This is a genomic window from Eudoraea adriatica DSM 19308, assembly GCF_000382125.1.
In the GTDB taxonomy this organism is placed as follows: Bacteria; Bacteroidota; Bacteroidia; order Flavobacteriales; family Flavobacteriaceae; genus Eudoraea; species Eudoraea adriatica.
The window spans coordinates 204284-220352 of the sequence record NZ_KB907546.1; the positions used below are offsets into that span (position 1 = coordinate 204284).

The window sequence follows — 16069 nt, forward strand, 5'->3', positions numbered from 1 at the left end:
AAGAAACGAGGTGAAATTTGATTTAACAGATAAAAGGGCACTGGTCACAGGAGGTGGTAGTGGTATTGGCAAGGCAATTTCAATAGCTCTTGCAGAACAAGGCGCTGAAGTACATATCCTGGAAGTAAATAAGATTCCGGCAAAGGAAACAGCTGCTGAAATAAAAGCAAAAGGGGGTATGGCACAGGCACATGCCTGTGATGTAGCCAACCAAAAGGATGTCATTAAAACCATTAACGCAATTGCGGCGGAGGGTGCAATAGACATCCTTGTCAATAACGCGGGGATAGCCCATATTGGAAATGTTGAACTGACTTCCGAAGCAGATATCGACAGGGTTTACCAGGTAAATATAAAAGGGGTCTATAATTGTATACATGCCTGTATAAAAAACATGAAGGAGAAAGGAGGGGTTATCCTAAATATGGCATCTGTAGCTGCTACCGTGGGCATATCGGACAGGTTTGCCTATTCCATGACCAAAGGAGCAGTACTTACCATGACGTATTCTGTTGCCAAAGATTACCTAACCTATGGGATACGATGCAACAGTATTTCACCGGCACGGGTACATACTCCCTTTGTTGATGGCTACCTCAAACAAAATTATCCCGGTATGGAAAAAGAAATGTTTGAAAGGCTTTCACAGACACAGCCGATTGGCCGGATGGGCAGACCTGAAGAAATAGCCAACCTGGCAGTATATCTGAGTTCTGATGAGGCCTCCTTTATTACAGGTACGGATTTTCCTATTGATGGAGGTTTTATAAGATTAAACGGTTAGAATTTAGAGGAAATAACAATGGTAATTGACAGCCATCAGCATTTTTGGAAATATGACCCTGTAAGATATAGCTGGATTGACGATTCCATGAAAATCCTTCGGCAGGATTTTCTTCCTTCAGATCTGGGACCAATACTTAAAAATAATGGGGTAGACGGCTGTGTTGCCGTTCAGGCAGATCAATCCGAAAGAGAAACAGAATTCCTGCTTGAATTGGCAGGCGAAAATGAATTTATAAAAGGCGTAGTAGGCTGGGTAGATCTTAAAACGGAGGGAGTAAGTAAAAGGTTAGCCCACTATTCGCAAAACGAAAAACTCAAGGGGGTGAGGCATATTGTGCAGGAAGAACCCGATCCTGAATTTATGCTGAGGAAAGATTTTCAAAATGGCATAAGGCATTTGGCAGAATTTGGACTTACCTATGATATTCTTGTTTATCCCAATCAGCTGGCCGCCGCAGTATTGTTGTCAAGGGCATTCCCCGAGCAGAAATTTGTGCTGGACCATATCGCCAAACCCCTGATTTCTGAAGGCCTGGATGATCAGTGGGTTAATAACATAAAGGAACTCGCCTTAAACCCTAATGTAAGTTGCAAGGTTTCAGGGATGGTTACCGAAACAACCAATTTTCAATGGCGGCAGGAGGATTTTTACCCTTTTATAGATGTTGTGCTGGATGCTTTTGGATGGCGGCGGATTATGTATGGTTCGGACTGGCCGGTATGCTTACTGGGAGGAAATTATAAGGAGGTAATCACTATAGTGACGGATTATATCAGCAAATTACCCGACAATGAAAGAGCGGGAATCATGGGATTAAATGCAATAAATTTCTACTCCCTATAACTTGAGTAGTGAATAAAATATAGATGAGAAATAAAAAAGCGATAAAATTTAATTCTAAATATCCTTCTATGGAGGATTTGCGGGAGAGGGCCAAACGGCGCATCCCCGGATTTGCCTTTGATTATCTGGATGGGGGTTGCAATGAAGAGGTGAACCTGCGAAAAAATACTTCTGAGATACGGGAAGTGGAGTTAAAGCCCGATTATTTAACGGACTATAAAGGGCTCAGTATGGAAACAGAACTTTTCGGACATACCTACAATGCCCCTTTTGGAATAGCACCTGTAGGCCTTCAGGGCCTTATGTGGCCTAATGCTTCGGAAATCCTGGCAAAAGCCTCACTTGACTATAATATTCCCTTTATTCTTAGTACGGTTACCACTATGAATATTGAACGTGCCAGCGAGCTCACGGAGGGCAGGGCATGGTTTCAACTATATCATCCCAGTGATAATGAAGTACGCGATAATATCCTTGCAAGGGCAGAAGCTGCCGCTTGTCCGGTGCTTGTCCTCCTTTGCGATGTGCCAACCTTTGGCTTCAGGCCAAAAGAGATTCGCAACGGCCTTTCCATGCCACCTAAGATGACCCTGAATAATATACTTCAAATACTGGGTAAACCAAACTGGGCCCTTCAAACCTTAAAACACGGGCAACCCAATTTTGAAACTTTAAAACCCTATATGCCAAAAAACCTTAACCTGAAACATCTGGGGTTGTTTATGGATCAGATGTTTTCCAAGAGGATGAACGAGGAGAAGATTGCGCCAATACGCGATAAATGGAAGGGTAAAATAGTTTTAAAGGGTGTTGCTACAGAAGCAGATACGGAAAAGGCCATTAAACTTGGGATGGATGGCATTATTGTGTCAAACCACGGTGGCAGGCAATTAGATGCAGGGGAATCTACCATAAAACCCATGACCCGTATTGCTAAAAAGTACGGGGACCAGATTACGGTGATGATGGATAGCGGCATTCGTTCCGGTCCGGATGTGGCCAGGGCACTTGCCAGCGGTGCTGCTTTTACCTTCATGGGCCGTTCCTTTATGTATGGGGTTGCTGCACTGGGTGCAGAAGGAGGAGCTCATACCATTTCATTGCTGCAAACCCAATTGCAACAGGTGATGGAGCAATTGGGCTGTACCAAGGTCAGCGATTTTCCACGGCATTTAGTTTAGACAATGTTTCCGGCTTAGTTTACAAAATAAGCACATCTTACATCTCTGGGTAAGCAATCAGAGGCTTACATGAATAATAATTTTGTTATTTAAAAGGATTGCAAAAAAGTAAAATCTTTCTCTTTTCAAGAAATGAACCAATTGAAAAGATATTTGTAGTACTGGAATTTGTGATAACTGTAAAGTCCACGATTTGGTCAATACGTACTTCTTAGAGTATTGTTAAACTCACAATTTCACTGCTTATAATTTATCATTTTAATAGTAATAATTTGGGAAAATGACCTTTTGATAAATTGTGTATAAAAGATAGAAATAGCATCGATTTAAATTGATTTATTTGGTATTTTTCAAACAAATAAAAGGCAAAGCCTGGTGCATTTTATGCAAACAATTGTAATGCTCCATGTATCAGTTGATGTAACAATGAAATAGATTTTAGAAGGGTAAGGGTTTTTGCAGGTACTTAATCGGAAATTTAGATGCGTTTGTCGGAAAATAGGTAGTTTAGCATATTAATAAAATACCTTTTAAAATTATTATCCTCCCCCATTAAGAAAATATCAAAATCGTCGAAGAATTAAATCAGGATTTAATAGTACAATACTGCTATTTATATAACATTCAACTCAAATAAAAGTTTTTAAATTTGATCCATAAGACCGTGGTGAATTAAATGAACCGAGTTTCTTAAATTATAACAGAAATTACCTTATACCCCACTATGACGTATTTCTACGATTTTATGCGGAACCCATACATACTTGCCTTTTTGGGAGGGTTGCTGGCCTTTGCTCTGGCGAATAGAATTATCCCTGTAATTATTTATACGGTTCGTACAAAGAATCTTATGGATGAACCCGGGGATCGCAGTGTGCATTCAACTAAAACTCCAACTCTTGGTGGCGTTGGAATGTTTGCTGCATTTGCGGTATCAATAATTCTATTTGGAATACTGGCGCGTTTGGAACGGCCGGATTTGGTTAAACTTTTGTCGGTGGTACTCGCTACGATAATCCTAATTTTTCTAGGGATCAAAGATGACCTTATTGCATTGGCTGCCAGGAAAAAGTTTCTTGGCCAACTAATTTCAGTGTGTATAGTTATTATTCTGACCGATGTGAGAATTACAAGTTTTGAAGGACTTTTAGGCATTGGGGAGTTACCTTATTTGGTTTCAGTATTATTTACGGTTTTTGTTTTTATTCTGGTGATCAATGCGTTTAACCTTATTGATGGAATAGATGGTTTAGCGGGAGCCATAGGAATAATTGCGAGCTTTTCATTCGGCTTGTTCTTTCTCTTAAATAAGGATACTTTGATGGTGTTGGTTTCATTTAGTTTAATTGGCGCCATTGGTGCATTTTTACGGTATAACCTGTCCGGTACCAGAAAATTATTTATGGGAGATTCGGGCTCTATGGTTATTGGTTATTTATTGGCGTATCAGGGAATTCGGTTTCTGGAGGTAAATTTAAGCGAAGCTTCCGCTTTTACTATTGAAAATGGACCGGTACTGCTGTTGGCTGTTTTGTCCTTTCCCTTATTGGATACGCTTAGGATTTTTATTATCCGGGCCAGGGAAAGGCGCAGCCCTTTTGATGCGGACCGCAATCATATTCACCACCGTTTACTGGAGAGGGGATTAAGTCATAAACAAGCTACAATATTGCTGACTATTGTAAATATTCTGGTAATAGAGTTGGCTGTTCTGCTTAAAGATTTTGAAATAAACATACAATTAGTAGCTATTACGCTACTGGGATCCTTACTTTATACTTTGCTTTTTAGTTTTAACAGGTTACGCGAAAAGGCTATAAAATTTGATGATCTCAGAAGTGTAAAAAAACAAGGAAGAGTTATAAGGATGGGAATTCAGGACAGTTTTGTTTCTCAAAGGATAGTTTCATCTCCTGTTAATAATGGGGTAAGCGAAAAAACCGGAGTAAACAGTTCAGATGCCACTATTAAAGAAAAAGAATGGCCTTTAGGTGAAAAGCGGATTCAAGAATTGGAAAAATCCAAAAAACAAAATCTAAGCACAAAAAAGAGGAGGGAAAAGTTTAAATCGGCTAAAGCAAAATAGCCGGAGATGCCTGCTGATGTTCCCGAATTAATTACCTTTTATTATGAGCTTAAAACAGGAAAATATTCCATAAATATTGTATGAAGTAATTAGGTTAAAAAAACTTTGAAAAAAATTTGTTTTGAAAAATAAAGTTGCATTTATTACGGGCGTAACAGGACAGGATGGCGCATACCTGAGTGAATTGTTATTGGAGAAGGGGTACATTGTTCATGGATTAAAACGGCGATCATCACTATTTAATACAGAGAGAGTAGATCATTTATATCAGGACCCCCATATAGAAGAACGGAATTTTATATTACATTACGGGGATATGACCGATAGTACGAATCTGATTCGTTTGATACAGGAAATTCAACCGGATGAGATTTATAATTTGGCAGCCATGAGCCACGTCCAGGTTTCTTTTGAAATGCCCGAATATACAGCCAATGCAGATGGAATAGGGATATTGAGAATTTTAGAAGCAGTGCGCTTTCTTGGTTTGGAGAAGAAAACCCGTATCTATCAGGCTGCCACTTCTGAAATGTATGGCAAGGTACAGGAGGTGCCACAATCAGAAACCACACCTTTTTACCCGCGAAGTCCCTATGGTGTTGCAAAGCTATATGCCTATTGGATAACGGTTAACTACAGGGAAGCGTATGGTATGTTTGCTTGTAACGGGATACTTTTTAACCACGAATCACCCATTAGAGGTGAAACTTTTGTGACACGTAAAATCACCAGAGCCGTATCAAAAATTGCACTAGGGTTACAGGAAGAATTCTATCTGGGCAATCTCGATGCACAAAGAGATTGGGGTCATGCCAAGGATTATGTAAAAATGATGTGGATGATCCTTCAGGCTGAAGAAGCAGAAGATTGGGTGGTTGCCACAGGAAAGACCACCTCGGTCAGAGATATGGTGCGTTTAGCTTTTGGAGAGGTAGGGATACAACTGGAGTTTAAAGGAGATGGAATACACGAAAAAGCATATATACAATCTTGCACATTGCCAGAATATCAATTAGCTGTTGGTAAAGTGGTATTACATATAGATCCCAAATACTTCAGGCCAACGGAAGTAGATCTGCTTATTGGGGATCCTACCAAGGCAAAAACAAAACTGGGTTGGGAACCCACTTATGACCTTCATGCACTGGTAAAGGAAATGATGGCCAGTGATTTACAGTTGATGGCAAAAGAACGTCATTTAAATCATGGTGGATTTATTACGCCTAACTATTTCGAATGAGTACAGTTCGGAAAGATTCAAAAATATACATAGCCGGCCATAGAGGGATGGTAGGGTCTGCTGTGTGGCGTGCTTTAACAAAAGGCGGATATTCAAAGCTTATAGGGCAGACTCGGGAAGAACTGGATTTACGAAACAATGATGCTGTAGAGGATTTTCTTAAGAAGGAAAAGCCTGTGGCTATTATTGATGCAGCGGCCAAAGTGGGAGGTATCCTTGCCAATAGCCGGTATCCTTATGAGTTTTTGTTAGAAAATCTTGAGATACAGAATAATCTAATCTCAGGGGCTCACCGACATGATGTAGAAAAATTTATTTTCCTGGGAAGTTCCTGTATATATCCAAAAATGGCCCCGCAGCCACTTAAGGAGGAATATTTACTTACCGGACCACTTGAACCCACAAACGAAGGTTATGCAATAGCCAAGATAACAGGGGTAAAGTTGTGTGAGGCCATCCGCAATCAATACCAAAAAGACTTTGTAAGTCTAATGCCCACCAATTTATATGGCCCTTTTGATAATTTTGATCTAAAAACATCCCATGTTTTACCGGCGATGATCCGCAAGTTTCATGAGGCCAAACTAAACAATAATGCCACTGTGACTTTATGGGGAAGTGGAACCCCTATGCGGGAGTTCCTGCATGTAGACGATATGGCCCAGGCGGTGGTTTTTGCAATAAAAAACAAATTGCCCGAGCATTTATACAATGTAGGTACTGGGACAGATATCACCATTAAAGAATTGGCAGAGACCATACAAAAAGTAGTGGGTCATAAAGGGAGCATACACTGGGACAGCCGTAAACCCGATGGTACCCCTAGAAAACTAATGGACAGTTCTAAAATGAATGCCTTGGGGTGGAATGTTCAAATAGAACTATACCAAGGTATTGTAAAGGTATATGGTTGGTTTTTGGAAAATTATAAGCTTATTAAAGACGAGTAAATTTAGTGGATAAATCTACCAATTTACAATAGCTACTAGCGGATTTATAAATTTTAAAATTATTTAAGTTAATATAAAGGCAATTCTTTTAATGTAATAGGCTTTTTGAAAGGCATATTGATGTATGGGCAGTTAAAACAAGTTTAATCCAAAACTATTTTTAAATAAATCCAATATTTTCCTTTATAATAATAATTGTAATAAACCCGAACTTTTTTTATGTGTGGAATAAATGGCATAATCTCTCTTAATGACTCTTTCAATAGCATTTCAAAGGAATTTTTAAAATCACAAGTAGATACCATGAACGAATCTTTGGTTCATAGAGGTCCTGATGCCAAAGGTATACATATTCAAAATCCAATAGCATTTGGATTTAGAAGGCTAAGTATTATAGATTTAAATAGCTCTGCCAATCAACCGATGTTTAGTAAAGATGGGAATTTAGCATTAGTATTTAACGGAGAAATATATAATTATTTAGAACTTAAAAAAGAACTCAAATCGAAAGGCTATCATTTTGAAACCAGTTCAGACACCGAGGTTATTCTTAAAAGTTATGAGGAGTATGGTGATCAGTGTGTTGAACAATTTAATGGAATGTGGGCATTTGCTATTTATGACTTTCAAAAAAAACGCTTATTTTGCTCTAGGGACCGTCTCGGTGTTAAACCATTTTACTACACTCATATAGGAACGAAACTTTATTTTTCGAGTGAGCTTAAGGCACTCCATAAAATAACTGAAAATAAATCCGCGAACCGAAAAAGAGTTTATGAGTATCTAGCTTATGGATATCGTATAAACAACGGGGAAACATTTTTTGATAATTGTTCAGAACTTTTGCCTGGTACCAATCTAATAATTAAGGACGACGAGCTTGTTTTAAAAAAATACTGGACTCTAAAAAGAGACCTCTATACTCATAGCAATAAGAAAGATTATAAAGAAGAGTTTTTTGAATTATTCAAAAGCGCGGTAAAATTGAGGTATAGAAGTGATGTTCCTGTAGCACTTCTTTTAAGTGGAGGTTTGGATTCTTCATCAATTGCGAGAGTAACCGATGATTTAATTGAAAATGGAGAGTTAGACGCCAATGAGATTCATGCATTTATCGCTTCATTTCCTGGTTTTGTAAATGATGAAACAGCAATTGCAAGGGAGTTTATAAAAACTTGCAAACATATAAAGCTTCATGAAATAAACGTTGACTCCAAAAGTGTAATTAATGATTTTGAGAAATTAATTTATGAATTCGATAACCCAGTGGGTAGTTTTAACTGTGTAGTTCATAACAATATCATGAAGGAATGCAATAAAAATGGAATTAAAGTGGTAATAAATGGACAAGGAAGCGATGAGGCCTATGCAGGATATGATCGATATTTTTCTGGCGTTTATTTGATGGATCAATTAATTTCCGGAAAAGGGAATTTTATTAAAGAATTTAGAGCATTGAACAAAGATAATGGCTATTCCAAGAAATTTCTATTCATGCAAATGTTCAAGTCATTGTTAAGTCCTACAATGTCGGCCAACCTAAGAGCTAGGTTTCTAGAAAAAACAATTCCTGTTCTAGATAAACAATTTGTGAAACAAAATAACCAAAATATAAAGACGGATTATAAGTTTTCAATTAATGGAAATAATCTTAGTAATTACCATTTAGATGGTATTAACAATCAAGGATTGAATACGATATTGCACTATGAGGATATTTCATCTATGAATCAGTCAATAGAAATCAGATCTCCTTTTGTTGACTATCGATTGATGGAATTTGCATTTTCCATACCTACTGAATTGAAATTCAAGGAAGGTGTCACGAAAGTTATTATAAGGGATACGATTGGAAAATTATTACCAAAAAACATTACCGAAAACCGAAATAAGATTGGTTTTAATACTCCTTTTAACAGTTATCTTGTTTCAGATCCAATTTTCAAAAAATTTGTAGAAGATATGTTATTGAGTGAAAGTTTTAGAATAAAAAAAATATGGGATGCTGATAAATTGTCTGAAATTTTTAGAAATCCTGAAAAATTCCCCAATTTTCCCTTTTGGCGTATCATTAACTTGGAAGTATGGTCAAAAGTATACAATATTTCCAATCTGTAAATCTTTATTTAAAAGTTGTCTGACATTATAATGATTTTACACTTTACTTGTAGAAAATAATGAATAGTACGCTATGTATATTTTGCGAAAACAAATAAATGAAGAATATAATTAAACTCATTAGGAGTGGTAAATATCTAGAATTATCTAAATTATTTAGCATATTACTGGATCAGTTTTTTATGAGTATCTCAACATTGCTTACGACAATAGTATTGGCTAGGACTTATGACAAAGTTGTCTACGCAGAATTCGTACTTCTTATTTCAGTTACACTTTTTATATTAGGGTTACAAAATTCAATTATTTCAAAACCTTATGCTATTAATCTAATTGATTTTAAAGATGAACAGCAATCTAGATATTTTCACTTTAATGCATATGCTAAGCTAATATTTTCACTTTTGATTATTCTTATTTTTCCATTTGTTTATTTCTTGATATTTGGAGATTTTAGCGTTAGCAGATTACTCCCATATTTGACCTACATTGTAGCCTACACCTTTTATTTCTATGTTAGAGAAATGTTCTTAAGTGAAAGAAAGACTATTCAAAACCTAATATATGGCTTGTTCTGTTCTTTAAGTCTTATAGCTCTTTTGGTTTACATATTGTATTCAAAAAACGTTAACATCAATTTTTTCTTAATAATTGCTTCCTCTATTTACTTTATTGTGACAATTGTTTTTTTTATTAATAATTTCAGGAGCACTAAATTAATAAGAGAGGAAGTAATTCAATATATATCAGCAAATTGGAAAGTAGGAAAATGGTTATTGGGCACAAGCATTTTGTTTCAGATGAGCTCAGGAATATTTCCATGGTTGTTATTGTATCTTACAACAAAAAATGATATTGCAATTTTTGGTGTTCTTACGAGTATTTCAAGTATTATTAATCCAATTTTACAAGCATTAAGTTCCTATTTATTACCACTGTTTGTGAAGTTTAATTTAAACTATGAAAAAATTAAAGCCCTGGTCAATAAATGGACATTAGTTTTCGGTTTCATGGCACTTAGCCTGATAATACTAGGGTATTTTTTTGGACAAAACCTGATAATTCTATTTTTTGGAGATAAGTATTCAAAATTAGGTTATGTTGTAGTGATGCCGTTTATTGCACAAGCCATAAATATCTTTTTTCAGCCATTTAATATTTCCTTAAAGGCCATTAAAAGAACAGATGTAGAATTCTGGTTATATATTCCAACTACAGTGCTTACTATTATAATTGGTTATTTTTCAGTTTTACAGTACGGTTTGGTAGGAGTTTTTTATACAATTTTCTTCCAAAACTTATTTTATAACATTCTTCAGTACTTAGTCTATTTTCGATTGTTTCGGACAAAAGAAGTATTGTAATCTAAATAGCAAATTGCATTTTCTAAATAAATGAGTTTAAAATATAGTCATAAAATCTTACTTATGCTTTTCGTTACATTTCTTGTAATGAACCCAATATCATTTAATATGAATATTGCCTTAGTTGGAAAAAACGGGAAATTATTTGTTGCTTTATTGGGTATAATCATATTCCGGAAATCATTAGCACATATAAACAAATTTTTAATTAAAAATATTTGGTTGATTCTTTTTTGGGTACTTTGTTTGGTGTTTTCCATTTTTAGAATATGGAAAAAAGGATTTGATGTTGATTTGATACAAATAAATATATTGTTTATCGTTTTTATTTATTTCTTTTACCTTTTAGCCTCGGAGTATAGGATCAGGTATCGCAGGTCCAATTTATATTTCTTTAAACATTTAGCTCAGGCTATTAATATTAATTTGATTTTTTGGACTGCCATTGCTTTTCTTTTTTCTGTTAGTTTTTGGAGTTCTGTTGAAGACAGAACAGGATTAAGCCTTTTCTATGATAGTTATATACAGTTGGGAATGTTTGCTTGTATAGGAGCTATTTCCAATTTTTATATGATTCGATATAAAAAAGTAAAGCATCGAATTGTTTACTTTATAATGTTTGTTTTGTACGCGGTTTGTATTTATTTGTCTAACTCAAGGAACGCACAGCTAATCATATTTGTATTTCTTTTATTTAATATACTGCCATTCTTAAAAAGAATAACGTTGAAGTACATTTTCATTTTAACAATCAGTTTGTCTATTGTATCAATATTCTATTTTTCCGCAGACATATTGGAAAATGAAAGTCTTATTGAGTTCAGCTCTGGTAGGAGTTCAATATGGTATTATATTTATGAGTATTATACCGATAATTCTATATTTCTAGGAGAAGGAATCTTTGGATTGAACAGTACTATCCTAGAAAACAATATGGATTTTAACTATTATTTTCAGGGAATTGATTTTCTTTATTTTCATTCGTCCTATATTGAAGTTTTTTGTGCTAGTGGTATCTTAGGCTTTATCTTTTTTATGATATTTATTGTTAAATCACTTAAGAGCAAAGCAAAGTTTTATACGGCTATTATAATAATCAGTCTTCTAGTGGGTGGACTTTCCGAAAGCTTTTTAGTGCAACCCTCCATGCTAATGTCATTTTTATTTTGGTATTTGACTGTTCAAGAAATAAATTTAAAAATTAGTAAAAGATTTGTAAATGAATAAATTAGCACCTATAGTACTTTTTACATACAATCGTTTATTTGAGACAAGACAGACGATTGAAGCACTTCAAAAGAATTATCTTGCTGCAGAAAGCGAATTATTTATTTTTTCAGATGGGGCAAAGGATTCTGTTGGAGAAGAAAAAGTAACACAAGTTCGTGATTATTTGAAAACCATTGATGGTTTTAAAAAAATAACCATAAAAGAAGCTAAAAAAAATTACGGTTTGGCTAATTCCATTATAAATGGAGTGACCGAGGCTATAGATAATAATTACGGCAGGGTTATTGTATTAGAGGATGATTTGATAACTTCTCCCAATTTCTTGGATTTTATGAACCAAGCTTTAGAGTTCTATGCTGGATTTTCAAATGTAATTTCTATTTCTGGATACACCCTGAATTTACCTAGTCTTAAAACTTATAATGCTGATTATTATGTTGGTTTTAGGGCATCTTCTTTGGGTTGGGGTACATGGAAAAATAAATGGGAAAATATAGATTGGGAAATCTCTGATTATAAGGAATTCAAAAATGATTACATACAACAATACAAGTTTTTTAAAATAGGCAGTGACTTGCCAGGTATGCTTAAAAAGCAAATAGAAGGTAAAATTGATTCTTGGGCAATTCGTTGGGTCTATCACCAATTTAAATTTGATTTATTGACTGTTTTTTCAGCAAAGTCTAAAGTAAACCATATTGGCATTACGGAAGATGCTACAAATGCTGTTGGAGCTACAAAATTTAACACTCCATTAGACACTACGGGTAAAAGAAGTTTTGAATTCGACAAATCGTTAATTATTGATAAAAAAATAATGAGAGAGTTTAGAGGGCGATTCTCTATTAGAAGGCGTTCAACAGACAAGTTCTGGCGAATTATTAAAAACTTTAAAAATTAAAAATGATAGTACCGCTATCTAATAGTTATTATATCCCATTTGGGATTTTAAGATCAACTAAAATAAAATAATGCGCCTGAAAATATTAGTTTTTCATCCAGCCTTGGCAACATACCGTGTAGATTTTTTTAACTCGGTAGATGAAAACTTTGACGCTAAGTTTTTTTTTGAATATAAAGAACAAGCATCTCATAAATTCAGTAAGAATTATTTACAATCTAAATGTACATTTAAAAGCAATTATTTATCCAAAGGTTTTGAGTTGTTTGGTCGATCTATAAGATTTGGAATAAATTCAATTATTAGAAAAGAAAGACCCAATGTAATCATATGCAGTGAATTTGGCCCTGTAACTATTTTGGTTTTTCTACATTATATTCTAACAAGAAATAGATTTAAACTCTATACGATATGTGATGATAGTCTAGCAAATTGTATAGATAGGAAAGGAATACGTTCTATTGTACGAAATTTAGTTTCAAAGAACATTGACGGAATTATATTTCCGAGCCATGAAGTATGTGAATGGTATCAAAATAACATTTCCGTAAAGCCAAAGACATTGATTTTACCTATCATTCATAATGATAAGGTATTTAGGGCCGAATTGCTCAAAAGTTTAAATATTGCCAATAGAAATATTGAATTATGTAAGCTTATTAACAAAAAGGTAATCTTGTATTTAGGTCGTTTAGTAGAAGTGAAAAACTTGTTTTTTTTGATAAAGGTTATCTCTAAGTTAAAAGAATTGGATTGGATTCTGGTTATTGTTGGAAAAGGTGAAATGATGAATAATTTGAAAAATCAAGTGGTAAAATCTAATATCACAGACAAAGTTCATTTTACGGGTTTCAAAGAAGGACCTGAACTTCTTGCTTGGTATAATATTGCGCAATTATTTGTTTTGCCGAGCACTTTTGAACGTTTTGGAGCTGTAGTTAATGAGGCACTATTAGCTGGTTGTCCTGTATTATGTTCAGAAATAGCTGGTGCCTCAACATTAATAACAAATGAAAATGGTAAGTTGTTCAGTCCATATGAAGAAATCCAATTGGCAGCTATGTTAGAACTGATGCTACAGGATATATCACCTATTAAGGGTCAATTGTCGAATATTCGAAAAAGTAAAATGCCATTTACTTTTGATGAAAAAATAAAGGAATTATTTGAAAAAATATAATTCCCTTTTGACCACAAGAATAATGTAAAGTGACAGAAAATGAAGGCTTTAAATTTCTATTAAATTCACCGTATGAGTAAAAATAGCTATAAAACTAAGAAACGGGGTATTTCATATGCTTTGAAAAGATGATGTTTGCTGTTTATGAGAAAGTTATTTGCGATGAAACCTATATCAGAATTCGATTTTTGTCAAGTATAAAAGATTCTTGAATTTAAATAACCTGATTTGGGATTTATGCGCTTATCATGCTTTAAAAAAGATTTAAAAAAATTGTAATTGGTTTTCTTGATATAAAGGCATGCCCACCCATTCACATTTAATTAAAAATGTATAAATTAATATTTTCAGTAAATCAACATTGAATAAATCAATAAAAGAGGTTCCGTTAAAAGAAACGATATCTTCGCAACCCCTGCATGAAATTTCGCGGCCTTTACAAAGTTTTGTACGACCGCTTTTGATGCTTTTGCGAAAGTTGACCAATGATGAAACCTATATTCGAATTCGATTTTTTGTCAAGTATAAAAGGTTCTTGAACTTAAAGAATCCGGATACTTTTTTTGCCAAGATCAATTGGCTTAAATTAAACCAAAAAGACCCACTGTTTACCAAGATTGTAGACAAGTATGAAGTACGTAAACACATTAAAGAAAAAATTGGCCAGGAATATTTGATTGAATTGCTTGGTGTATACAATAGTGCCGAAGCTATTGATTTTGATGATTTGCCAAGCTCATTCGTATTGAAGCCTACCCATGGCTCTGATTGGGTGCTGCTTTGTAAGGATAAGTCAGAATTTGATATTGTGTTGGCAAAAAAAACCCTACGTAAATGGTTAAAAAGCAACTATTATAAAATGTGGGGGGAATATATTTATAAAGATGTTCCGCCAAGGATAATCTGTGAGAAAATGTTGACTAACCTGGATGGTTCTACGATTGTAGATTATAAGATCTATTGTTTTAATGGAGAACCGAAATTTATACATACTGATAAGGATAAATACAAAAACCATACCCTTGATTTCTATGATTTGAAATGGAACCGCCTCCCTTTTGGTCTGTTGTTTCCAAGGTCTGAAGAGGGGTTGCCCAAGCCCAAATCCTTACAAAAAATGATAGAAATTGCGACCATTTTGTCTAAAGATTTTAAATTTGTGCGTGTAGATCTTTACGAAGAAAATGGAAGGATATATTTTGGGGAGTTGACTTTTTACCCATGCAATGGCTTTGGTAACTTTTATCCTCCATCCATGGATTATGAAATGGGTAAATTAATAAATTTATAAATTACTTTTTTTTTAATCAATGTATCAAAGAATGCCAACTCGTTTAAAGCATATTATTTTGGTTATTTTAAGAAAAATAACCAATGATGTATTATATATAAAAGTCAGATTTTTTATTACCTATAAACGCTTTATCAATTTACAAAAACCCAAAACCTTTTTTGCCAAGATAAATTGGCTGAAATTATATGATAGAAATCCAAGATATACCAGGTTGGTAGATAAATATGAAGTAAGAAAGTACATTGAGGAAAAAATAGGCAGTGAATATTTGATTGAAAACATTGGTATTTATAAAGACCCGGAAGAAATTGATTTTAATTCCTTGCCCAATGCGCTTGTTTTTAAAGCTACCCATGGCGCTGCATGGCAAATTATATGTCATGATAAATCTGAATTAGACATTAATAAATCTAAAAAAACCATGAACAAATGGTTAAAAAGTAATTTTTATATGATGTGGGGGGAGCATGTTTATAAAGATGTGGTCCCAAGGATTATTTGTGAAGAATTGCTTTTAAATGAAAATGAACCTTGTTTAATAGATTATAAATTCCACTGTTTTCATGGAAAACCTACCTATATTCAAATTGATAGAAATAGGTTTCAAAGGCATACCCTGGATTTTTATGATCTGGAATGGAACCGTTTACCTTTTGGATTGTGGTTTCCTCCCTCGAAAAATACTATTCCAAAACCTGGACCATTGGCTAAGATGATAGAATTAGCTAAAGTTTTATCTAAGGAATTTAAATATGTACGCGTCGATTTTTATGTGGTAAAAGATAAAATATATTTTGGGGAATTAACCTTTTTTCCATGTAATGGGTTCGGGGTCTTTGATCCTTCTACAATGGATTATGAATTTGGTAAGTTATTAGAATTATAAATTCCGATA

At 34.4% G+C, this 16069-nt stretch carries 13 protein-coding genes; all 13 read left to right on the forward strand.

Features of this window, described 5'->3' with window-relative positions:
* The first annotated feature begins 10 nt into the window (after positions 1-10).
* The gene (locus G504_RS0101065; RefSeq protein ID WP_019668274.1) at positions 11-784 is read left to right on the forward strand and encodes an SDR family NAD(P)-dependent oxidoreductase; all 774 of its coding nucleotides are present in this window, start codon (positions 11-13) and stop codon (positions 782-784) included.
* Positions 785-802: 18 nt separating this feature from the next.
* Positions 803-1630, forward strand: coding sequence for an amidohydrolase family protein (locus G504_RS0101070; protein ID WP_019668275.1), 828 nt, complete (start codon positions 803-805; stop codon positions 1628-1630).
* 23 nt (positions 1631-1653) lie between these two features.
* Positions 1654-2811 (forward strand): alpha-hydroxy acid oxidase, encoded by a 1158-nt coding sequence (locus G504_RS0101075; RefSeq protein WP_019668276.1) that lies wholly within the window; start codon positions 1654-1656, stop codon positions 2809-2811.
* 724 nt (positions 2812-3535) lie between these two features.
* The gene (locus G504_RS18120; protein ID WP_157472975.1) at positions 3536-4897 is read left to right on the forward strand and encodes an MraY family glycosyltransferase; all 1362 of its coding nucleotides are present in this window, start codon (positions 3536-3538) and stop codon (positions 4895-4897) included.
* 121 nt (positions 4898-5018) lie between these two features.
* Positions 5019-6137: a GDP-mannose 4,6-dehydratase gene (gene gmd / locus G504_RS0101085; RefSeq protein WP_019668278.1), complete on the forward strand. Its 1119-nt coding sequence runs from the start codon at positions 5019-5021 to the stop codon at positions 6135-6137.
* Positions 6134-7087, forward strand: a complete 954-nt coding sequence (locus G504_RS0101090; protein ID WP_019668279.1) for a GDP-L-fucose synthase family protein — start codon at positions 6134-6136, stop codon at positions 7085-7087. The genes gmd and G504_RS0101090 overlap by 4 nt, the downstream gene beginning before the upstream one ends.
* A 219-nt stretch (positions 7088-7306) precedes the next feature.
* Positions 7307-9205 (forward strand): asparagine synthase (glutamine-hydrolyzing), encoded by a 1899-nt coding sequence (gene asnB / locus G504_RS0101100; protein ID WP_040443721.1) that lies wholly within the window; start codon positions 7307-7309, stop codon positions 9203-9205.
* A gap of 98 nt (positions 9206-9303) precedes the next feature.
* Positions 9304-10569 carry a lipopolysaccharide biosynthesis protein gene (locus G504_RS0101105; RefSeq protein WP_019668282.1) on the forward strand — a complete coding sequence of 422 codons (1266 nt, stop codon included), beginning with the start codon at positions 9304-9306 and terminating at the stop codon, positions 10567-10569.
* Between the two features lie 108 nt (positions 10570-10677).
* Entirely contained in the window at positions 10678-11796 is a 1119-nt protein-coding gene (locus tag G504_RS0101110) for an O-antigen ligase family protein (RefSeq protein WP_019668283.1), read from the forward strand.
* Entirely contained in the window at positions 11789-12700 is a 912-nt protein-coding gene (locus tag G504_RS0101115; protein ID WP_019668284.1) for a glycosyltransferase family protein, read from the forward strand. The genes G504_RS0101110 and G504_RS0101115 overlap by 8 nt, the downstream gene beginning before the upstream one ends.
* A gap of 70 nt (positions 12701-12770) precedes the next feature.
* Positions 12771-13880 carry a glycosyltransferase family 4 protein gene (locus tag G504_RS0101120; protein WP_019668285.1) on the forward strand — a complete coding sequence of 370 codons (1110 nt, stop codon included), beginning with the start codon at positions 12771-12773 and terminating at the stop codon, positions 13878-13880.
* 361 nt (positions 13881-14241) lie between these two features.
* Positions 14242-15171: an ATP-grasp fold amidoligase family protein gene (locus tag G504_RS0101125; RefSeq protein ID WP_240473013.1), complete on the forward strand. Its 930-nt coding sequence runs from the start codon at positions 14242-14244 to the stop codon at positions 15169-15171.
* A gap of 31 nt (positions 15172-15202) precedes the next feature.
* Positions 15203-16060, forward strand: coding sequence for an ATP-grasp fold amidoligase family protein (locus G504_RS0101130; RefSeq protein WP_157472977.1), 858 nt, complete (start codon positions 15203-15205; stop codon positions 16058-16060).
* The last annotated feature ends 9 nt before the right edge of the window (positions 16061-16069 follow it).